This window comes from Brevundimonas sp. KH_025 (genome assembly GCF_057839885.1).
This window is the reverse complement of record NZ_CM174501.1, coordinates 2469597-2490456: the sequence shown is the minus strand read 5'-3', so window position 1 is coordinate 2490456 and position 20860 is coordinate 2469597. Positions and strand designations below refer to the sequence as shown.

Annotated in this window: 21 protein-coding genes; 8 read left to right on the top strand and 13 right to left on the bottom strand. The window is 68.1% G+C overall.

Annotated elements, in window-relative coordinates; translation table 11 throughout:
• Both AC3IS2_RS12415 and AC3IS2_RS12410 read left to right on the top strand, forming a co-directional pair.
• Complete coding sequence (locus AC3IS2_RS12415; RefSeq protein ID WP_489198089.1) at positions 1-1209, top strand: type II secretion system F family protein; 1209 nt, start codon at positions 1-3, stop codon at positions 1207-1209.
• The gene (locus AC3IS2_RS12410) at positions 1209-1637 is read left to right on the top strand and encodes a PulJ/GspJ family protein (RefSeq protein WP_489198088.1); all 429 of its coding nucleotides are present in this window, start codon (positions 1209-1211) and stop codon (positions 1635-1637) included. The genes AC3IS2_RS12415 and AC3IS2_RS12410 overlap by 1 nt, the downstream gene beginning before the upstream one ends.
• Before the next feature lie 4 nt (positions 1638-1641).
• Here the strand turns inward: AC3IS2_RS12410 and AC3IS2_RS12405 are convergent, their stop codons facing one another.
• Genes AC3IS2_RS12405 through AC3IS2_RS12395 form a run of 3 tightly spaced genes read right to left on the bottom strand, consistent with a single transcriptional unit; the run spans position 1642 to position 5125 of the window.
• Entirely contained in the window at positions 1642-3966 is a 2325-nt protein-coding gene (locus AC3IS2_RS12405; protein WP_489198087.1) for a secretin N-terminal domain-containing protein, read from the bottom strand.
• Positions 3967-3983: 17 nt separating this feature from the next.
• Positions 3984-4451: a hypothetical protein gene (locus AC3IS2_RS12400; RefSeq protein ID WP_489198086.1), complete on the bottom strand. Its 468-nt coding sequence runs from the start codon at positions 4449-4451 to the stop codon at positions 3984-3986.
• Complete coding sequence (locus tag AC3IS2_RS12395) at positions 4448-5125, bottom strand: hypothetical protein (protein ID WP_489198085.1); 678 nt, start codon at positions 5123-5125, stop codon at positions 4448-4450. Before AC3IS2_RS12395 ends, AC3IS2_RS12400 begins: the two co-directional genes overlap by 4 nt.
• Before the next feature lie 92 nt (positions 5126-5217).
• Here AC3IS2_RS12395 and gspG point away from each other — a divergent pair, with 92 nt between their 5' ends.
• Both gspG and AC3IS2_RS12385 read left to right on the top strand, forming a co-directional pair.
• On the top strand, positions 5218-5730 hold the full coding sequence (gspG, locus tag AC3IS2_RS12390) for a type II secretion system major pseudopilin GspG (RefSeq protein WP_489198084.1): 513 nt from the start codon (positions 5218-5220) through the stop codon (positions 5728-5730).
• Positions 5705-6172 carry a pilus assembly FimT family protein gene (locus AC3IS2_RS12385; protein WP_489198083.1) on the top strand — a complete coding sequence of 156 codons (468 nt, stop codon included), beginning with the start codon at positions 5705-5707 and terminating at the stop codon, positions 6170-6172. Before gspG ends, AC3IS2_RS12385 begins: the two co-directional genes overlap by 26 nt.
• Here the strand turns inward: AC3IS2_RS12385 and AC3IS2_RS12380 are convergent.
• The 3 genes from AC3IS2_RS12380 to AC3IS2_RS12370 are packed head-to-tail and all read right to left on the bottom strand — an operon-like array spanning position 6169 to position 8885.
• Positions 6169-7251 carry a hypothetical protein gene (locus AC3IS2_RS12380; protein WP_489198082.1) on the bottom strand — a complete coding sequence of 361 codons (1083 nt, stop codon included), beginning with the start codon at positions 7249-7251 and terminating at the stop codon, positions 6169-6171. The two genes, AC3IS2_RS12385 and AC3IS2_RS12380, sit on opposite strands and share 4 nt — an antisense overlap.
• Complete coding sequence (locus tag AC3IS2_RS12375) at positions 7220-8281, bottom strand: type II secretion system minor pseudopilin (RefSeq protein WP_489198081.1); 1062 nt, start codon at positions 8279-8281, stop codon at positions 7220-7222. Before AC3IS2_RS12375 ends, AC3IS2_RS12380 begins: the two co-directional genes overlap by 32 nt.
• The gene (locus AC3IS2_RS12370; protein WP_489198080.1) at positions 8268-8885 is read right to left on the bottom strand and encodes a prepilin-type N-terminal cleavage/methylation domain-containing protein; all 618 of its coding nucleotides are present in this window, start codon (positions 8883-8885) and stop codon (positions 8268-8270) included. The genes AC3IS2_RS12375 and AC3IS2_RS12370 overlap by 14 nt, the downstream gene beginning before the upstream one ends.
• A 118-nt stretch (positions 8886-9003) precedes the next feature.
• Here AC3IS2_RS12370 and AC3IS2_RS12365 point away from each other — a divergent pair, with 118 nt between their 5' ends.
• Genes AC3IS2_RS12365 through rfbB form a run of 3 tightly spaced genes read left to right on the top strand, consistent with a single transcriptional unit; the run spans position 9004 to position 11641 of the window.
• Complete coding sequence (locus AC3IS2_RS12365) at positions 9004-9975, top strand: cell wall hydrolase (protein ID WP_489198079.1); 972 nt, start codon at positions 9004-9006, stop codon at positions 9973-9975.
• Complete coding sequence (rfbC, locus tag AC3IS2_RS12360; protein WP_489198078.1) at positions 9972-10559, top strand: dTDP-4-dehydrorhamnose 3,5-epimerase; 588 nt, start codon at positions 9972-9974, stop codon at positions 10557-10559. Before AC3IS2_RS12365 ends, rfbC begins: the two co-directional genes overlap by 4 nt.
• A 32-nt stretch (positions 10560-10591) precedes the next feature.
• Positions 10592-11641, top strand: a complete 1050-nt coding sequence (rfbB, locus tag AC3IS2_RS12355; RefSeq protein ID WP_489198077.1) for a dTDP-glucose 4,6-dehydratase — start codon at positions 10592-10594, stop codon at positions 11639-11641.
• Here rfbB and AC3IS2_RS12350 read toward each other — a convergent pair.
• The 7 genes from AC3IS2_RS12350 to AC3IS2_RS12320 form a co-directional block, all read right to left on the bottom strand.
• Positions 11638-12516, bottom strand: a complete 879-nt coding sequence (locus tag AC3IS2_RS12350; RefSeq protein ID WP_489198076.1) for a hypothetical protein — start codon at positions 12514-12516, stop codon at positions 11638-11640. The two genes, rfbB and AC3IS2_RS12350, sit on opposite strands and share 4 nt — an antisense overlap.
• Positions 12513-13184, bottom strand: a complete 672-nt coding sequence (locus tag AC3IS2_RS12345; protein WP_489198075.1) for an ABC transporter ATP-binding protein — start codon at positions 13182-13184, stop codon at positions 12513-12515. The genes AC3IS2_RS12350 and AC3IS2_RS12345 overlap by 4 nt, the downstream gene beginning before the upstream one ends.
• Entirely contained in the window at positions 13184-14347 is a 1164-nt protein-coding gene (locus tag AC3IS2_RS12340; protein WP_489198074.1) for a KpsE/RkpR family capsule polysaccharide export protein, read from the bottom strand. The genes AC3IS2_RS12345 and AC3IS2_RS12340 overlap by 1 nt, the downstream gene beginning before the upstream one ends.
• Positions 14348-14387: 40 nt before the next feature.
• A complete protein-coding gene (locus AC3IS2_RS12335; protein ID WP_489198073.1) occupies positions 14388-15161 on the bottom strand; it encodes an ABC transporter permease in 774 nt (257 codons plus the stop codon).
• A gap of 180 nt (positions 15162-15341) precedes the next feature.
• Positions 15342-17180, bottom strand: a complete 1839-nt coding sequence (gene cysC / locus AC3IS2_RS12330) for an adenylyl-sulfate kinase (RefSeq protein ID WP_489198072.1) — start codon at positions 17178-17180, stop codon at positions 15342-15344.
• Positions 17177-18100, bottom strand: a complete 924-nt coding sequence (gene cysD, locus AC3IS2_RS12325) for a sulfate adenylyltransferase subunit CysD (protein ID WP_489198071.1) — start codon at positions 18098-18100, stop codon at positions 17177-17179. The genes cysC and cysD overlap by 4 nt, the downstream gene beginning before the upstream one ends.
• Before the next feature lies 1 nt (position 18101).
• Entirely contained in the window at positions 18102-19424 is a 1323-nt protein-coding gene (locus tag AC3IS2_RS12320) for a glycosyltransferase family 4 protein (RefSeq protein ID WP_489198070.1), read from the bottom strand.
• Between the two features lie 249 nt (positions 19425-19673).
• On the opposite strand from AC3IS2_RS12320, the gene AC3IS2_RS12315 reads away from it, so the two are divergent.
• Entirely contained in the window at positions 19674-20834 is a 1161-nt protein-coding gene (locus tag AC3IS2_RS12315; protein WP_489198069.1) for an outer membrane beta-barrel protein, read from the top strand.
• Positions 20835-20860: the final 26 nt, after the last annotated feature.

Sequence of the window (20860 nt, the reverse complement as noted above, 5' to 3'; positions counted from 1 at the left end):
ATGACCGACCAACTGACATTCCAGTATGAGGCCGCCGGTCGCGACGGGCGGATGGTCAAGGGTCTGATCGGCGCCGCCGACGAGGCCGTGGCCATGCGCCGCCTGGCCGCCGACGGCCTGACCGTGGTGCGCATCAAGCCCGCCGCCGCCGCCAAGGCGGAGGGACGCGAGCGTGGCCTGCGCACCGGCGAACGGGTGCTGGTGCTGCGTCAGATGGCCCTGATGCTGGAGGCGGGCGTCTCGCTTCTGGAGGCTCTGGATACGGTTGCGCAAGGCATGCAGGCTCGCAAGGGCAAGCGCCAGTTCCAGGCCGCCATCGGCGCCCTGCGGCGCGGCGATTCGCTGGGCGACGCCCTGGAGGAGCACGTCCCCGGCTTCCCCGACTATGTCTACGCCATGGCCCGCGTGGGCGAGGCCTCGGGCCGGATCGCCGACGTGCTCAAGGAGGCCGCCGAGCAGATGGCCTATGAGGACCGGCTGCAGCGCGATTTCGCCAACGCCATGACCTATCCGGGCTTCCTCGGATTCGCGGGCGTGGCCGCCATCGGCTTCATCTTCACCCAGGTGGTGCCGCGCTTCGCCACCATGATCGGCGACGACCGCGAGAACATTCCCGCCATGTCGCGCTGGGTGCTGGAGACCGGCGAGTTCGCCAACGCCAACCTGGGCGTGGTCGGCATCGGCGCGGCCCTGCTGGTCGCCGCCATCTTCTTCGTCGTGACCAACAAGGCGTTTCGCGAGCGGGCCTATACCGTGGCGCACGGTCTGCCGGTCGTCGGGGTGGTGATCCAGGCGCGCGAGGTCGCGTCCTGGGCGCGGCTGACGGCCTTTGCCCTGAACAACGGCGTGCCCCTGCTGTCGGCGGCGGCGCTGGCGCGGGCGGCGGTGCCGATCGGCCCCTTCCGTCAGGGGCTGGACCTGCTGGACAGCGACCTGCGCGCCGGCATGACGCTGGACGCCTCGCTGGGGGCGCACACCAAGCTGGAGGCGATGGACCTCAGCCTGCTGCGCGCGGGCCAGAAGTCAGGGGCTATCGGCGCCATGTTCGGCTTCATGGCCGACAACTACGAGGCGCGGTTGCGCGACCGGATGAAGCGGATGACCGCCCTGCTGGAGCCCATGGCCATCGGCATCATCTCCATCGTCGTCGGCTTCGTGGCCCTGTCGCTGGTTCTGGCCCTGTCGAGCGTTTACGAAGGCGTCGTCTGATGTCGGCGGCCACGCGGGGACGCGACGGCTTCAGCCTGATCGAGGCCCTGGTGGCCCTGGCGATCGCCTCGATGACGCTGATGGCGATCTTCGAACTGCAGATTCAGATGGCCCGCAGCCAGCAGCGCGCGGCCCTGGCCATCGAACAGGTGGCGGCCCAGGAGAACGCCCTGGCCCTGACGCGCAACCTCAATCCGATGGCGCAGCCGCAAGGGCGGATTGAACTGCCCGGCGGCGACACCGTCGTCTGGTCGGCGGAGCCCAAGAGCGAGCGCCGCATCAACGCGGGATTCCCGGCGGGCGACGGCGCCTTCGAGGTGCAGCTTTATCGCGTCACTGTCGGCGTCGAGCGGGCGCAAGGTAGGCCCCCCGCGCCCCTGGTGTTCGATCGCCTGGGCTGGCGACGGCTTCAGTCGCTCGAGGGCTGAGGCCTCAGTCGGCGGCCGGTTCGGCCGGCGGCGTCGGGGCCGGGGCAGTCGCCGACGGCGCAGCGGGCGCGGCTTCCACGCGGCGATCCGAGGGACGGTTCGGCGACGGCAGGTCGAAGCCGACCCCCCGCACGCCGAAACCGGCGTTGAACGGCGTCAGCGTATAGGACCAACCGCGGCCGGTGCGGAAGGCCGCGTTCATGTCGCTGGCGTAGCGGTCGGCATAGTCGGCCATGTCCTCGTCGCCACGAATGACGTGCGGGGTGATCAGGACCAGCAGTTCGGTACGAGCGCCTTTCACAGCATTGTTTTGGAAGGCCGAGCCGACGATCGGCACGTCCTTCAGGAAGGGCACGCCCGTGTTGACCTTGCTGTAGGTGTTGCTGATCAGACCGCCCAGAACTCCGGTCCAGCCATCGGTGATGGCGATCTGAGTGGTCAGGCTGCGGTTCAGGATTGGCGGGCTGGCGATGGCGGGATTGCTCGATTCGCCGACCTCCGAGATTTCCTGGCTGATGGTGATGTCCACCCGGTCGCCATAGACCACGGGCTGCAGATCCAGGATCACGCCGGTCTGGCGATACTGGACGCTTTGCAGAATGTCGGTGCCGCTGTTGCCTGATTGGTTGTCGGTGGCACGTTGCGAGGTGATGATCGGCACGTCGGTGCCGACCTGGAAACGGGCGGTGCCGCCGCTGCGGGCGACCAGTTGCGGCCGTTGCAGGATATTGACCCGGTTGTTTCCAGCTTCGGCGTTCAGCCGGGCGCGGAAGTCCGGGCCTGTGAAGGTCATGAGGAGCCCGCCTGCACCAATCTTGATGCCCTCGGTGCCGCCGCTCAGCACGCCGTCGCCGCGCACGTCGGTGCCGAACAATTGGACGCCCAGGCTGGTGTTGTCGGTCAGGGTGACCTCGGCGATCATGACCTCGATCACCACCTGGGGCGCTGGGGTGTCCAGCGTGGTCAGCAGGGCGCGAAGCTGGGCGAACTCGGTCGCCGTGCCGGTGAAGATGATGCGGTTGCCGATGGGATCGGTCAGCACCTGACCGTTCATGAACTGGCCGCCGCCGCCTTGGCCGGACGCACCCTGTTGCCGAGGCGCGCCTTGCTGGCTGCTGAGGCCGGCATTGGCCGGGGCGGGCGGCGTGCCGGGGACTCCGACCGGCGGCCGGGCCTGAGCCGTCGTCGGCGTCTGGCCCATGGCCAGTTGGCCGAGGGAGGCGGCGTCCGTGTTCCTGACCTGATAGACAAAGGTCGAGGCCTTGTCGCCCAGGGCTGCGGGCTGATCCATGGTCTCGGCCCAATAGCGGGCCCGCGCCAGGATGTCGGGATCCTTGGCGAAAATCAGGATCTGGTTGGCGGTGGGGAAGGACAGAATAACCAGGGCGCGGCTAGCGAGGGCGCTACGCGAAACCACATAGCCCTCGGTTGTCAGCGCCTGCTCCAGCGCCCCGGCCAGGGCGTCGGTGGCCCAGAAGGACGGCTCGATGCGTAGCACTTCGGTCCCGGCGAAGCGCGGCTGGTCGATCTCGCGCAGGGCGCGGACGACCTGGGCCACCTCGCGGCCCGGACCCGAAATGATCAGACTGTTGCTCAACTGATCGGGCGTGATCCGGGCGCCGGACAGGTTGGGATAGAGGTCCTGCAGCAGGCTCTGCAGGACATTCACCTCGATGGTCTGGACCGTGTAGAATTGGACCACGCGACCCGCTGTAGCCGAGGGGGTGCGGCTGCGGTTCACCTCGACGCCAGATCCGCCTTGCGGCGTCGCGCCGACGGTGACGAAGCCGCCGTCGACATAGACCTCGACGCCGTACTGCTTCAGCGCCTGCTGGGTCAGGCTGAACAGGGCGCGCTTGCTGATCGGGCCGCCGCTGCCGCCAGCCATGACCTCGGTGCGGGTGGCGACGTCGGGGGTCAGGGTGAAGGGGACCTTGAGCACGCCGCCGAAGACGGTGGCGGCGAACTGCGGGATCGACTGGGGCGACAGGTTGGCGTCGACCATCTCGTCCGAGACCAGGGCGGCGATCTGCTCCGGGGTGGCGGGCAGGCGGGTCGGACCGGCAGGGGCGGCAGGGCCGGGAATGGCCAGGGTGCTGGCGGCGGGCCGGGCGCGCGATCCGCGGTCCACGGCGACGCCGCCGCCGATCAGGCCGTCCTGCGACGCGCCTTCGACCCGCGTGTCGGGGCGCGACACCATGGTGTTCATCTCGGGGAAGGCGGCGCAGCCGGCCAGGATGATCATGGGCGCCAGACAGACGGCGGCGCGCAGGCCTGCACGACGCAGAACTGTCGGGCGTCGGAAGGGACCCGCGGTCAGGTTCGTCATGCCGTTCTCCTCGATACTCAACCGAACACCCGCACGACGCGCGTCTCGCGTCCCTTGGCCAGGGTTACGGCTTCAGCCGAAATGGTCTTGATGCGCCAGCCGTCGCCGAAGCGGCCGCCTTCGTTGATGGCCGAGACTCCGCCCGAGGCGTCGCTGACCAGGGCGCGGTGACGGCCGGTCGCCGGGTCGCGCTCGACGCCGCGCAGCGCCGCCCGGAAGGTCACGGCCACGTCGGGCGGCGGCGGGGGCGGCGGGGGAGGCGGCGGCGGGGGCGGAGGCGGCGGAGGCGGCGGATCGGACCGCAGCGTTTTCAGGAAGGCCACGGCGCCCACGGCGCTCTCGCCCGGACGCACGATGGGGCCTGAGCGCGCCGACTGGCCGCGCACCACGGCGGGCGGTTCTTCCGGGCGACCGGGATAGGCGCCGCCGGTCAGGAAGGCCAGGGCCAGCGCCAGCGGCGGGATCAGCCACAGCAGCCGCTTCATGACGCCGCTCCCGGATTGGCGATCCGCACGGGGAAGGCCAGGCCGATGCGCAGCTTGCCGCTGGGCGGCGGGGCTTCGACGCCTACCAGCAGCGGGTTGGGCGGCGTGATCTCATAGCGGAAGGCCGTGACGCGGAAGCCCTCGGGCCATTCGCCCAGCTCGTCGAGGAAGGCGAAGGCGGGACCCCAGCGCAGATCCGACTGGATCTCGGCCTCAAGCCACTGGGTCGGGCCGACGGCCTCGACCTTGGCGTTGGTGGTGATGCGCGGATTGGGCAGGCCGGTCGCGGTCGCGGCTTCCAGCAAGCGCTGCTCGATCAGCACCTGGGCGACGGCCGGATTGCTGGCCTCGAAGCCCCAGCCGTTCATGTCCTCCAGCGCCAGACGGTCGGCGGCGCCGGCGGCGACGCGGCGGGCGGCGTTGGCGGTCAGGCGGGCGGTCGACTGTTCGGTCAGGGCGTCGATGTAGCGGTCGGCCTGGACCGTGCGCCAGTCCAGCGCGGCCACGGGGGCGTAGACGGCGGCGCCCAGGACCAGTCCGCCCAGCAGGACGCGCTCGCGCATCGTGGTGCGGCGCAGCCGGTCCTTCAGCGTCTCGATCGACGCGCGCGTCGAAGCGACCATGTCAGCGAAGAAGCCCTGCAAGACCCATCCCGTTTCAGTGTTGCGGCGCACGGGTCTGCATTGCGCATCGACCCCCCATGTGCTGTGAGCTATAGCAACCGTTAAAAGCCCATAACAGCTTAGAAATCCAAGGCGATCGTTTGATGCACCGCGACCGTTCCCGTCTCCGTCACCGTTTTTCGCTGATCGTTGCTTCGTCGCATCAGCGTAGCCGCAAGGCGCGCGAAGGCTACAGCCTGCTCGAGATCCTCGTCGTCCTGTCGATCATCGCCCTGATCGCGGCGGTCGTCGGGCCGCGTCTGTTCGCTCAGTTGGACAAGTCCAAGACCCAGACCGCCCGTCTGCAGATCCGCTCGCTGGAAGCCGCGCTGGAGACCATGCGTCTGGACATCGGCCGCCTGCCGACCGAGCAGGAAGGCCTGGGGCTGCTGATGCAGGCCAACGCTGAAACCGTGCCCGGCTGGTCCGGCCCCTATCTGGACAAGGCCCTGCCGTCCGATCCCTGGGCGCGCCCCTACATCTACGTCGCCCCGGCTGCGCCGGCCTCGGGCGAGGTTGCGCCGGACAATCGCGCCCGCGTCATCAGCTACGGCGCCGACGGCGCCGAGGGCGGCCAGGGCGCCAACGCCGATGTCAGCTCCGATCAGGCCCGCTGATCCCGCGCCGCCCCGGCGTCCCCGGGGCGGCTACACCCTGATCGAGGTGCTGGTGGTGCTGGCGATCTTCGCTCTGAGCACCGCCATCATCATGCCGTCCACGGCGCGAATGCTGGACCAGACCACCTCGCACGCCGTCTTCTTCGAGTTTCAGCGTCAGGTGTCCGACCTGCGGCGCGAGGCGAACCGCACGGGCGAGCCGCTGCGGATCGTCGATCCCTCCATGCCGAAAACCGAGGGCGACCGGCTGCTCGAGCTGCGTGCGCCGTGGCGCTATACCCTGGCGCCCGCCCTGGACATCGCCGAGGGCGGCGGCTGTTCGACCGTCAGCGCCAATCTGATCAATCAGGACCGGGTGGTCATGACCCTGCGGACCGATGACGGCACCTGCCGCTTCATCCGGCTGCAGGCGCCCTCGGCCAAGGGGCGCGGCGGCGCCTAGGGTTCGGGCGTCAGCGGCGGGGCTGCCTCGCGCACCTTCATTTCCAGCGTCAGGGTCTGGGCCGTGCCGTCGGTGCGCGGCTGGACGTCGTGGAAATAGCCGGAGCTTTCCAGTTCCTCGACCAGAGGCGCGACCTTGTCGATCGCGGCGTAGGGCAGGACGAAGCTGAGGGTCTCGGCCTCCGCGTTCAGCGACGTCGGCGTCAGTTCGTGGAGAGCCAGGATGCCGATGGCGGCGCCGGCGGCGCTCAGCGGACTGGTCTGTTCCTCGATACGGCGATAGGCGATCAGCTTCTTCTGGCTGGCGTCCAGGTTGCGCACGGCGGCGGCGCGCGGCGTGGCGGCGCGGATCTCGGTCGTCTCGACCTCGACGCGGTCGGCGTCCTTGGACAGCTGATAGCCCTGCCCGAACAGGAAGGCTCCGAAGCAGAGCGAGGCGAAGGCCGCGCCGCCGCCGACCAGCAGGGCTGTCTGCTCGCGCGTCAGCTCGACCGGGGCCAGGGCGAAGGCGTCGCGGTTGTCGAAGGCGATGGGCAGGTCGGCGGGGGCCGGCGGGCTGTCCGGCGCGGTCTCGGCGGCGCGCTGCAGCCGCACGAAGGCCGACCAGGCGGCGGGGTCGTAACGCTCGCGGCGCCAGGCCGAGGCGACCAGGGCCTTGCCGCGCCACAACTGGGCCTCATAGCCCAGCTTCAGCCGGACGATGCGCCAGCCCTCGCCGCGCGGCTGGGCCAGGGTCTCGGGGTTGATCAGCGGGCGGACGGTCACGGCGCGGGACGCCAACAGGGCCTCGACGCGGTCCGCGTCCCACCACCAGACGCCGAAGTCGTCGCCGGCCTTGCTCAGGGCCGAGCCGGAGCGGACATAGGGCGCCGCCATGCGGGCGTGCAGGACGGCGGCCTGACGCCGACGACCGCGCGGCAGGGCGGCGGTCTGGAACAGGCTAAAGGCGCACAGGTCGCGCGCCAGCAGCAGCACGGGCCGACGCAGCATCCGGCCCACGGCGCCGCCGGGGTGGACGACGTCGATGGCGCCATCGGCGTTGAGCCGCTCAACGCGGGGCGTAAGGAAGTCGAGTTGCATCGGATGTGTCGGCCACGGCCCGGCGGGGGGCCTCTGTCAGTTCAGTCTGATCGATCCAGAGCGGTTGCTCAAGGCCGGAAGGCGTCAAAGTTAGTCGTCCGCGATATACCCATGCCGACTGTGTATCTCTAATGGTGAAGATCATTCGCCCTGATGGGAAGACATATGATCTTTCGTCATCCGGTGTGAATTCCACGCCGGAAGCATTTTTGAAATCTTCGAAGCTGCCGAATGCGGATGTAGATCTCAAGTTTATCGCGGATTCCGCCTGACGTTCATCGGCACCAAACAGCACTTTCAAGCTTTCTTTAGTTGCGGTGTTTATATTTGAATTTAGCAACGTATGATCTGTTGATAGGCTTGGCTTCAATTCTCTCCATTTTTTCTGGTTGATGCTGTTTCTTGCATCAAGAATGGATAGCCACTCTGAGGTGGTCCTAAGTGGCCTGTTGGGTGGTGTGTTAGTTGAGTATTCGTTTTTTTCAGCGCCATCGGGTCGACGCAGGTCGTCAGCATCAACGTAATCTAGATATATATCTCTTAGGCGAGACGATTCAGCCGCATCGACGCCTAGGCGTCGCATTAAGCGTGCATGTTGGTCGTCTGTTAGAGCTGCGAGGTTTATTAGGCCTGCTTGGTCTTGAATTTCCATGATCACCTTTCCCGTCAAGTTGAGCGAGTAGGGATGGCCATCGAGTAGAACGGCGGCGGTTTCCAAATTTGAGGGGTTGCCCTCAGTCCCCGAGAGGAAGTCGAGAATGCGCGGGGCGCCAATTGCAATTGTGCTTGATCGAATGGGTTCTGTCGACGCAAGAAGGCTGAGGTTTGCCTCTGCTGTTAGTGCATTCTGTAGGAATCTAATTCTTGCTCGGGCGGATTTTGCTTCTGCAGACAGGCTAGATAAAGCCGTAATTGCGACAAGAAATATAAGCGTGACTACGCCAGCAACTGTCAATACGGCAGGGAGTGCGAAGCCTTGACGCGCAGTTTTCACGTTTCTTGGGATAGATGAAAGGTCAGACTCCTTCATCAGCTCTAATCCATGCTTCCGGCCTGCCAGATGAGGCGAGTTCTATTATTTCAACAGACTTGCCGGCAAATCGTATCCAGACTGAGGTCGATGATAGATTCTGAAAACCCGAAGGGCCTGAGGGGGTGTTCGTGAAATCAGAAGTCCAGATAATTCTGTCAGTCGAATACGAGAATCCGCCTGATGCATTGCTGGCCTGAAGCAGCTTTGTGCGGCGTGTTCCCACAATGCAGAAGAGCGTTCTGCCTTCCTGAGAAGATTCGACCCGCAACGTAAGGCGGCCAGCCCAACCCTGAGGTGCGCATTGGGTAGCCCTTTCCATGACGACATCCATTTGCAACTCCTCGGATGAGCCGATCACAGCGGGATCGACTCCCTCCCGGAATGCCCGCGCCGGTACCAGAACGGTGCTGCGCAGTATGACGCGAAGATCGCTTGCCGATATATCCAAATCTGCAGCATCCATGGCCCGCCGCCCCAGCGAGAAGCCCGTGTCGCCGGCCTTGATCCCGATCGAGAAGATGACGGCCAGCGCCATGCCGCCGATCGCCAGGACGACCAGGGCTTCAATCAGGGAAAAGCCGGCGCGGCGGGCGGTCTGCATGACAGGGCCTTGATAGGGCTTCGTGACGCGCCTGCCAATCGGGCGAAGCAACGCCTCAGCTTGGCGCTTATGGTCGCGGCTGGTATGCAGATCGCTCAGGTTTTTTTGGGGGGGGATGATGCGCGGCGTCGCCTCGGTGCTGATCGCAGGGGGATTGGGGTGCGCCGTCTGGGCGGGCCTGGCCAATCACGCCCGCTTCGCCCAGGCCGAACCCGGCGCGGTCAAACCCATCCCCGCCTATGCGACGGCTCCCGTCGAAACGCCGGTTGAAAGCGACCACGACCGTCGCGCGCGGCTGAACGCCCGCCTCCAGACCATGATCAAGGACGGCGAGGGCGTCCGCCTGACCGACGCGCCGGCCGCTGCCCAGCGTCGCCGGGCCGAGACCCGCCGTCCGGCGTCGGCCGCCCGCGCCGCCGCAACGCCGACCCGCGCTGAGCCGGCCTCGAGCTTCGCTCCGCCTCCGGTCAATGCGAACGCCGCGCCGTCCGTGCGTCGCGCCGGCTATACGCCGCCCTATCTGGATCTGAAGACGCCGCCGCGCGTGCCGGACAACGACCTCGAGTGTCTGACCCAGGCCGTCTATTACGAGGCCCGCAACGAGAGCGAAGTCGGTCAGGCGGCGGTCGCCGAGGTGGTGCTGAACCGCTCGCGCCACCGCGCCTATCCCAAGCGGGTCTGCGAGGTCGTCTATCAGCGCAACAGCCGCACCTGCCAGTTCACCTTCACCTGCGACGGCTCTATCGGGCGGCGCGCGGTCAATCCGGTGGCCTGGGCCCGCGCCGAGCGCATCGCGCGCGAGGTCTACGAGGGCCGCTCGGCCAGCCAGTTGCCCAAGAACTCGGTCAACTACCACGCCAACTACGTCCGCCCGTCGTGGGGCCAGCGGCTGGCGCGCGTGCGCCAGATCGGGGCGCATATCTTCTATGGCTCGCCGCTGAACGGCGGGACCAACCCGGGCGCCTATGAGCCCCCGCCGCCAGCCCAGGCCCGGACCCTGTTCGTGCGCAACGAGGCGCTGGACCGGGCCTACGCCCTGATGGTCGCCGAGGCCTCGAATGACGCTCCGGCCGCCCCGGCGGGTTCGTGACGGGCGACGTGATCCTGGTGCGGACCCCGCGCCATGGAGACGACAGGGGCTGGTTTTCGGAGACCTGGTCGCGCGCGCGCTTCACCGCCGCCGGGATCGACTGCGACTTCGTGCAGGACAATCATTCGCGCTCCGAGGCGGCGGGCGTGGTGCGCGGCCTGCATTTCCAGCGTCCGCCCTACGCCCAGGCCAAGCTGGTGCGCTGCGTGCGCGGCGCCATTCGGGACGTGGTGGTGGACCTGCGCGCGGGCTCGCCGACCTTCGGCAAGCATCACGCGGTCGAGTTGTCGGCGGAGAGCGGCGACCAGTTGTTCGTGCCGCCCTGTTTCGCCCATGGCTTCGTCACCCTGCAGCCGGGGACCGAGGTGGTCTACAAGGTCTCGGCCCCCTATGCGCCCGCGCACGAGGCGGGGCTGGCCTGGGACGATCCGGACCTTGACATCGCCTGGCCGGTGGCGGCGTCCGAGGCGGTCCTGACCGAACGCGACCGCAACTGGCCGCGTCTGCGCGATCTGGAGACGCCCTTCGCCGGAGAGACCCCCATGACCCTGTCGGTCGTGGACCTGGCCCGGATTAGCGGCTAGCCCGGTCCGGTCGGCGGCTGAGGAGACGAGCGTTGAGGATATTGCTGACCGGCGGCGCCGGCTTCATCGGCTCGGCCCTGACGCGCGAACTGCTGGCGCGGGGCCACGAGGTCCGCGTGCTGGACCTGCTGACCTATGCCGGGGTCGCCGCCTCGCTGGCCGAACTGGAAGTCGATCCCGCCTACAGCTTCGTGCGCGCCGACATCGCCGACCCGGTCGCGGTCGCCGCCGTCTTCGCCGGCTTCCGCCCCGAGGCCGTGGCCCATCTGGCGGCCGAGACCCACGTCGACCGCTCGATCGACGGTCCCGCCGTTTTCGTGCGCACCAATGTCGTGGGGACGCAGGTGCTGCTGGATCAGGCCCTGGCGACCTGGCGCGGCCTGTCGGGCGAGGCCCGCGACGCCTTCCGCTTCCTGCACGTCTCGACCGACGAGGTGTTCGGTTCTCTGGGCGAAGAAGGGCTGTTCTCGGAGACCAGCCCCTATGACCCGCGCTCGCCCTATGCGGCGTCCAAGGCGGCGTCGGATCATCTGGTCCGGGCCTGGGGCCACACCTTCGGCCTTCCGGTGATGATCAGCAACTGCTCGAACAACTACGGCGCCCGCCAGTTTCCCGAGAAGCTGATCCCGACCATGATCCTGCGGGCGCTGCGCGGCGAGACCTTGCCGGTCTATGGCGACGGCGGAAACGTGCGCGACTGGCTGTTCGTCGATGACCACGCTCGCGCCCTGGCGGACATCCTCGAGCGCGGCGCGGCGGGCCGGACCTACGCCGTCGGCGGCGACGCAGAGCGCACCAATCTGCAACTGGTCCACGCCCTGTGCGCCGTGCTGGATCGGGTGCGACCCGCCGAGAGCGGCCGACCACATGCCGAGCGAATCCTCATGGTCGAGGACCGACCGGGTCACGACCGCCGCTACGCCATCGACGCGGGTCTGATCCGCGCGGAGCTGGGTTGGACGCCCCAGGTCGGCTTCGACGAGGGGCTGGAGCGGACGGTGCGCTGGTATCTGGACAACGAGGCCTGGTGGGCGCCGCTGATCGCCGATCCTCAAGGACTGGCGCGTCTGGGGACGCTCTAGCCGATCCGGCTGACCTGGGCGCCGCTGAAGGTCAGCCGGCCCTCGAACACGCCTTCCAGAACCAGCACCCGCAGTTCACAGGGCGAGGGTTCGGTCCACTCATACTCCTGGACGATTTCGAACACGCCGGGGCGACCGGGCGTGAATTCCTCGGAGACGTAGTCGGTCTGGCCGCCCCAGTCGACGCGGAAGCGCGGACGGCTGCCCTTGGCGTCGAAGGTCAGGCGATAGGTCGCCCGCCAGCGCCCGGCGGGCATGGTGATGTAGGGGCCGGTGATCATGAAACGCGGGCGTCCGGTCAGATCCAGCTGGCCGCGCGTGCCGCCGGGCACGACGCGGGAATCATAGTTGAACAGATCCGGCGCCCAGGTCGCCTGGGGGTGCGCGGGGTCGAGCAGGGCGGCGGCCTGGCTCACCGCCTCAAGCCGAGGCGACAGGGCGCCGCCGCACCGGAGCGTCGGGCGATGCAGGATCACGCCAGGCAGGATCTCGACGGGGCCGGCGGTGAAGTCGGCGCTGCGGAACACCCGAGCCGGAGGCAGCAGGGCGATGCGGCCCATCAGGTCGGTCAGGACCGCGATATGCGGCGGCAGGGCGTCCGGCGCCTCGTCGCCGTTCAGGCGCAGGCCCGCCCCGGCGATCAGGCCGGCGACAGCCTCAGCCGCGACGCCGGCCGCCAGGGCCTGATTTGCGTCGGCGGTCAGAATGACAGCCCGGGCGTCGTCGAGCGGCGCGCCTTCCGGGGCGGCGTCCAGGTCGTGCAGCCGCAGGCCGGCCTCGGCGACGGCGGCCGCCACGGCCTCGCGCCAGACGGCATCGTGCTGGAAGGGCGGAACGACGATCCAGCGGGCAGGCGAAGAGGAAGAGCGGCTCACGCGGCGCGCAACCAGGTATAGACCTCGACCGCCTCGTCGATGTCGTCGAACACCTTGGCCTGGCCGCCCTCGATGATCAGGGCGCGGTCGCAGTAGCTGGCGATCAGATGGGTGTCGTGCGACGCCATCAGGAAGGCGCGGTGGGCGCGGTGCTCGAACAGGGCTTCCTGACACTTGCGCTGGAAGCGGGCGTCGCCCACGGCCACCAGTTCGTCGATCAGGTAGCAGTCGAATTCGATGGCCAGCGACAGGCCGAAGGCCAGACGCGCGCGCATCCCCGAGGAGTAGTGCTTGACCGGATCGCGCAGCGCCTTGCCCAGTTCGGCGAAGTCGTCCACCCGCGCCAGCATGTCGTGGTAGTCGCGATCATAGAGGCGGGCCAGGAAGCGGACGTTGTCCAGTCCCGACAGGCTGCCCTGAAAGCCGCCGCCGAAGCCGATCGGCCAAGACGACGACATCCGCCATTCGATCCGGCCCTGGGTCTCGGGCAGGACGCCGCCCAGCATCTTGATCAGGGTGGATTTGCCCTGGCCGTTGCGGCCGAGGATCGCCAGTCGGCCGGACTTGCCCAGGTCGAAGTTGATGTTCTGGAACAGGGGCTTGGGAGCCCCATGATAGGTCTTCCCGACGTTGATGACGCGCAGGCCCGGAGCCTCGGGGGTCTGCATCAGTCCTGCCTGTGCTCCCGCACGCCGGCCCAGATGAGCCAGCCCACGGCGTAAACCAGCAGCGACGAGGCGAAGACGGTCAGCAGGGCCAGCCAGCGCTTGGGTTCGGTCGGCTTGTCCGGCTCGCTGGGGGCGACGATGCGTTCCAGATAGAGCTTCTGGCGACGGGCGTCCTGTTCGGCGGTCAGCAGGGCGGCGGTGGCCTGGCCCATCACCTTGTCCGCGATCTCGCGGCGCATCACCAGGTCCTCGTAGACGCCGACCTTGGGGGCCAGAGACGAGGCGGAGCCGGTGACCTTGGCGCGAGCTTCCGCGACCTGACGCTCATAGGCCGCGATGCGGCTGTCGAGAATGGGCAGTTGCGGGCTGGACGGCGCCTCGGCGGCCAACTGGGCGCGGTCGGCGCGCAACTGGGCGATCGTCACCAGCAGGCCGCTGACGACCTCGGTCGATTCGGTCACGGCGGCGCGCGGGTCGATGAACTGGGCGCTGTTGCGCAGGTTGGTCAGGGCCTGCTGCGAGGCGGCGACCTCGGCGCGGGCCTGTTCGTAGGACACTCGGGCGTCCCGCACGGCGTTGGCGGTCGAGCGTTCGTTGAGCCGGTTGACCAGGGCCTCGCCGCTGTCGAGCATGGCGGCGTTGATGGTCTGGGCGTCCTTGGCGCTGAAGGCCTCGACCCGCAGGGTGCTGATGCCCGAGGTGGCGTCATAACCGACCGTCAGGAAGCGCTGGAAACCCTTGTAGAGGGTCTCTTCGCTCTTGCCCTCCCAGGGGCGCGGCGAACGCGAGAACCAGTCGGTCCCCGGCTTGGCCAGCATGGCCTTCAGGTTGAAGCGCGACTGAAGGGTTTTCAGGCTGTCGCGCGACGCCATGTATTCGTGCACGGCGAAGGCGTCGTTCATGCCGCTGGAGAGGCCGACGCCCTGCAGGGCGATGCCCAGGCCGGTCGGCTGGGACGAACTGGCCGAGCGCACCACGAAATGGGATTCCGAGACATAGCGCGGCGAGGCGATCAGGCCGTAGTAGATCCCGCCGACAAGGGTCGGAATCCCGACCACGATCAGGAAGCCCAGCGGCAAACGCCGGCGCCACGAACGTTTGGCCGGACGGGCGGCGCGGGGTTCGTCCGCTGCGCCGATATAGGTCAGGTTGGTGTCAGCCATTCGTCTTCTGGGTGATGTGATTCATTGTCGGACGACGTCTCTATTCAACCGAAATACGGTCTCGGGCCCCTGCGATCAGCACCAGGCCCAGTATGTTGAAAACCGACCCCACGGCGAGCGCGTAGAGCGGATCGTAATAGGTCGGGATGAACTCCCCAAAGACGCCTGCGCGGATCATCTCCACCCCGTGCGGGAAGGGGACATAGAGATAAAGGTCTCTAACGCTCGGCGGCAGCCACGACACCATGAAGAAGACGCCCGACACCGGAATCAGGATGTAGCTGATCAGGCCGACCACCCGTTCAAAGGTCTCATAGCGCATGGCGAGGCCCGTGAGAATGAGGGCGAAGCCGCACGATATCCAGGCCAGCAGGAACCAGCCCGCGTAGAGCAGCAGATAGTTGTGCGGCAGGCCGACCTGCTTGAGGCAGAACAGCACTACATAAACGATGAAGAAGGCGGCGGTCGCGCCGCCCAGTTCCAGCAGGATGCGCGCGCCGAAGATGTGCAGCGGCGCGATCTGGCGGTGATACAGCAGGCCGAGGTTGGCCTGGAGCGCGCCGCCCAGCAGGCCGATCATGTGTCGGGTCAGGATCAGCGACATATAGCCGGTCATGACGAAGGGCGCGAGGCGAACCCCGTGCTCATAGGCCGGCTTGGTCACGCCCCACAGGATCAGGACGCCGAAACAGAAGATCAGCGGCTCGCCGACGACCCAGGCGAAGCCCAGTCCTTCGCGCCCGAAGCGCGTCGCCATTTCGCGCATGATGAGCGCGCCGACGATTCTGAAATGGCGGACAATGGGTTCGAACATCAGGGCATTTGAAGCGCGCCGGAGCGCGAGAGGAAATCGGTCGAGAAACAGCCTCTACCGTCGGCCGATCACGCCGCGACCATACTCTGCGCCGTCGCAAGCGCAAGCGATCGCGGCGGGGTGGCGGAGAAACTTGCGCCGCATTTGCGAACCTGGCGGGTCGCCTGAATTCGTCTTGGCCTAGCCGGCCGATCCTTGATCCCCGCGCAGGCGGGCCATCACGGCGTCCGCCGCCGCCTCGGCGCTCATCCGGTCGGTCCGCAGGTGCAGGTCGGGTTCCAGGGGAGCTTCATAGGGGCTGCTGACGCCGGTGAAATTGGCGATCTCGCCGCGCCGGGCCTTGGCGTAGAGGCCCTTGACGTCGCGCGCCTCCACGACGTCCAGCGGCGCGTCGACGAAGACTTCGAGGAACTCGCCGTCCGGCATCATCTCGCGGACCATGCGGCGTTCGGCCCGGAAGGGCGAGATCAGCGACACCAGGACGATCAGCCCGGCGTCGGCCATCATGCGCGCCACCTCCGCCGCCCGACGGATGTTCTCGACCCGATCGGCCTCGGTGAAGCCCAGGTCGCGGCTGAGGCCGTGCCGCAGGTTGTCGCCGTCGATCAGATAGGCGTGGCGGCCTTCGGCGGTCAGCCGCTCCTCGACCAGGTTGGCGATGGTGGACTTGCCCGATCCCGACAGTCCGGTCAGCCAGACGACAGCCGCCTTCTGGCCCTTCAGCGCGGCGCGCTGATCGCGGTCCACCTTGATCGCCTGGCGATGGATGTTGTGGGCGCGGCGCAGGGCGAAGCGGATCATGCCCGCGCCGACCGTCGCCCGCGTCAGGCGGTCGATCAGGATTAAGGCCCCCAGTTCGCGATCGACCTCATAGGGTTCGAAGGCGACGTCCTGACCCAGGGACAGGTGGCAGACGCCGATGTCGTTCAACACCAGCGAGCGGGCCGCGAGTTTCTCTTGCGTGTTGACGTTCACGCGGTGGCGGATGTCGGTGATCTGGGCGGCGACGGTGCGGGCGCCGATCTTCAGGTCATAGACCCGGCCGGGAATCATCTCCGCCTCGGCCATCCAGACGATCGTGGCCTCGAACTGGTCGGCGGCTTCCAGCGGCGCTTCGGCGGCCGCCAGGACGTCGCCGCGCGTCACGTCGATCTCGTCGACGAAGGTCAAGGTGACGGACTGGCCGGCCTGCGCCCTCTGCAGGTCGCCGCCCATGACGACGATCCGTTCGACGCGCGACCGGACGCCCGAGGGCGAGACGGCGACGGCGTCGCCGACCGCGACGGCGCCGCTGCTGATGCGGCCCGTATAGCCGCGGAAGTCGAGGTTGGGGCGGCTGACGCCCTGAACGGCCATGCGGAACGGTCGCGTCGTCTCGGCGGCGGCGGGGAGGGTCTCCAGCACCTCCAGCAGGGTCGGACCCGCATACCATTCGGCCGCCTCGCCATGACGGACCAGGTTGTCGCCGTTGACGCCGGAGACGGGAATGACGGTCGGCGCCGGCAGGCCGGCGGCCTCGGCGAAGGCCAGATAGTCAGCGGCGATGGCGTCGAACACGTCCTGCGACCAGGCCACCATGTCCATCTTGGTCACGGCCAGGATGACGTGGCGCACGCCCAGCAGGGCGACGATGTGGCTGTGCCGCCGGGTCTGGGTCAGAACCCCCTTGCGCGCGTCGACCAGGACCACGGCCGCGTCGGCGGTCGAGGCGCCGGTGGCCATGTTGCGAGTGTACTGCTCGTGTCCCGGGGTGTCGGCGACGATGAACTGGCGGCGCGGCGTCGAGAAATAGCGATAGGCCACGTCGATGGTGATGCCCTGTTCGCGCTCGGCCAGCAGGCCGTCGACCAGAAGCGAGAAGTCCAGTCGACCGTCGGCGTCGCGCAGGGCCGCGATCTGATCGTCGGGCACGGCGCCCGCGTCATGCAGCAGGCGGCCGATCAGCGTCGACTTGCCGTCGTCCACCGAGCCGCAGGTGATGAAGCGCAGCAGGTCGCGCTCAGGCAGGGGCGCGGTCAAAAATAGCCCTCCTGCTTCTTCTTCTCCATCGACCCGGCCTGATCGCGGTCGATCAGCCGGCCCTGACGTTCGGAGCTGCGCGAGGCGCGCATCTCGGCGATGACGGCCTCCAGCGTCGAAGCCTCGCTCTCGACCGCGCCGGACAGGGGGTAGCAGCCCAGGGTGCGGAACCGCACCGACATCATCTCGGGCGTCTCGCCGGGGTTCAGCCGCATCCGTTCGTCGTCGACCACGATCAGGGCGCCGTCGCGCCGGACCACGGGGCGCCTGGCGGCGAAATAGAGGTCCACGACGGGAATGTTTTCCAGGGCCACGTATTCCCAGACGTCCATCTCGGTCCAGTTGGACAGAGGGAAGACGCGCATGCTTTCGCCGGGCGCGACGCGGGCGTTGTAGAGGCTCCACAGTTCCGGCCTCTGCCGACGCGGGTCCCAGCGGTGGCCGGGGCCGCGGAAGGAGAAGATCCGCTCCTTGGCGCGGCTGGCCTCCTCGTCGCGGCGCGCGCCGCCGATGGCGGCGTCGAAGCCGTGCAGGTCCAGCGCCTGTTTCAGGCCTTGCGTCTTCCACATGTCGGTGTGGGCCGCCGAGCCGTGGTCGAAAGGGTTGATGCCTTGCGCCTGGGCCTCGGGGTTGTGATGCACGATCAGGCGGGCGCCGCTCTCGGCCGCCATCCGGTCGCGCAGGGCGTACATGGCGCGGAACTTCCACGTCGTATCGACGTGCAGCAGGGGGAAGGGCGGCGGCGCCGGATAGAAGGCCTTGCGCGCCAGATGCAGCAGGGCCGCCGAATCCTTGCCGATGGAATAGAGCAGGACCGGGCGCGCGCACTCGGCCGCCACCTCGCGCAGGATGTGGATGCTTTCGGCCTCAAGCCGCTGCAGGTGCGTCAGTCGGTCGGAGGCTGTGGCGGCGGTCGTCATGTCAGGCCGCCGACACTCCGACCTTGCGATAGAGGTCCGTGAGGCGCGTCTGATAGGCTTCGGGCGTGAACTTTCCGGCCTGAACGATGCCGCGCGCCTGCAGGTCCAGGCGCAGCCCCTCGTCGGCGTCCAGCGCCTGGATGCCGCGGGTGATGGCCTGGACGTCGTAGGGATCGACGATCACCGCCGCGTCGCCCGCCACTTCCGGCAGCGAGCCGCCGGTCGAGGTCAGCACCGCCGTCGACAGGGCCATGGATTCCAGCACCGGCAGGCCGAAGCCTTCGTACAGTGAGGGGAAGAGGGTCGCCTTGGCCCCTCGGATCAGGCTGATCAGCATGGAGAAGGGCATGTATTCATACTGGCGGATGCGGTCGGCGCTGGGGCCGCCGTCGCGCTTCACCTGGTTCAGCAGGGCGGTCTCGCCCTCGTCCAGCCAGGCCCGGCCGCCGATGATGACCAGGGGCGTCTGGCTGCCCGACGCCAGATAGGCCTCGACGATCCGGCCCAGATTCTTCTTCGGCTCAATGGCGCCGAAATGCAGGAAGTAGTTCTTCCAGCCCAGGTTGAAGACGCCTTCCAGCTCCAGCGTGACGTCGGCCTGACTGCGCGAGGTCAGCTTCTCGGGCAGGCTGACCGCCTGATAGGTGTTGGTGACGCGGTCCTCGCTCACGCCCAGCAGACGGATGACGTCCTGGCGGGTCGTCTCCGAGACCACGGCGATATGGTCGGCGCGGCGGGCGATGGCGTCGCACAGGGCGCGATAGGTCGCCTTGTCGTCCAGGGTCGTGTGCGGCAGGCGCAACGGGATCAGGTCGTGGATGGTGTAGATGTTGGGGACGCTGCGCGCGTAGAGCGGCAGGGTCGCGGTCCAGTGCATGACGTCGGGTGCGGGGGCGCCGGCCGTGGCCTCGAACGAGACCGGGGTTTCCTTGCCATAGGCGGCGAAGCAGCGATTGGCGTGGCTGAACAGGTCCCGCGCCGCCCAGAAGCGGTCGGCGGCCGGGCGGCCGCCCGATCGCGCCGGCCAGATGACCTCGCCTGACGGCAGGATGGAATGCGCGGTGCGGCCGTAGCGCGAGGCGAAGGTGTCGGCGAAGCGCTGGACCTTCTGCTTGCGGTTCAACCGCTGCGGCGGCCGCTCGGCGTCGACCAGGGCGGTCTCGTTCAGCAGGTTGTCGTCGCGACGGCGCGCGGCGGGGCCGTAGAGCACCTGGGTCCCGAAGCCGACCGCGCGGGCGCCTTCCAGCAGATTGCGGCCATAGGTGGCGATGCCGGTTCCCTTGGCCAGGGCCAGATTGAAACCGTCGATGCAGATGGAAGTCATGAAATCCTGAGGGGCCGAGCGTTCGGTCGGGGATGTGGACGACAGGCGGGAAGGCAGGTCAAGCGCTTATGCCGAGACGCCTGCTGATCTTAATGCGCCGTTAAACCCTGTAGCGCTCCGGCCACGGTGTGTTGCAACCTTCGGTAAATCGGGCGTTTGCCGCTCGACCACCCACGGCAACGCTGATAGGGAGTGGGGTAGGCGACGTATCCGTCGTCCACGAACAACAGATCTCGGAGGGCCGCATCTATGCGCGTCAAGAGTTTGATCCTGGCATCCAGCGCGGCGGCGGCTCTGGCCCTGTCGGCGGGCGCCGCTTCGGCTGAGCCGGATGGCTGGTACGGCGCGATCGACGCCGGCTATCACATCATCGACGACATCAACACCGAGTCGTCGACCAACAGCTCCAACTGGAACTGGGAAGTGAACGACGGCTGGGCCGCCTTCGCCCGCCTCGGCTATCGCTTCAACCCGAACTGGCGCGTCGAGCTCGAAGGCGGCTACCGCTCGGGCGACGTCGGCACCGTGCGCGCCGTCTCGGGCGCTCAGGGCCTGTGCAACGTCACCCCGGCGACCGGCCCGTGCCACTCGCCCGACGGCGACATCACCTCGACCACCCTGATGGCCAACGTCATCTATGACTTCGGCTACTCGGCCTGGGGCATCCGTCCCTTCGTCGGCCTCGGCGTCGGCGCCAACCACGTCAACACCGACGTCGTGGGCCGTCTGCGTCAGACCCCGGCCGTGGCCTTCGGCGCTGACGACAGCTCGACCAAGTTCGCCGCTCAGGCGATCGCCGGTCTGGCCTGGGCCGTCGGCGACCGCGCCAACATCGACCTGACCTACCGCTACCTGACGGGCGACGCCGAGTTCCAGACCTTCACGAACTCGACGACCAACACCTTCGGCGAAATGGCCGGCGACTACGACCAGAGCCACACCGTGACCCTGGGCCTGCGCTACGCCTTCGGCGCCGAGCCGGCTGCTCCCCCGCCGCCGCCGCCGCCGCCGCCGCCGCCCCCGCCGCCGCCCCCGCCGCCCCCGCCGCCGCCTCCGCCGCCTCCGGCCAAGCCGGCTGCGCGTCAGTTCGTGGTCTACTTCGACTGGGATCGCTCGGACCTGACGGCGGAAGCTCGTTCGGTGGTGACGCAAGCCGCCAACTACGCCAAGTCGGGCGCTCCGACCCGCGTCCTGATCGTCGGCTACACCGACACCTCGGGCTCGGCCGCCTATAACCTCGGCCTGTCGAACCGTCGTTCGCGCACCGTCGCCGACGCCCTGGTCGCCCAAGGCGTCAACGGCGGCGTCATCGCCCTCGACGGCAAGGGTGAGACCAACCTGGCCAAGACCACCGCTGACGGCGTGCGCGAGCCGCTCAACCGTCGCGCCACCATCGACATCAACTTCTAAGACTCTGAGGGGCCGGTTCGCGCCGG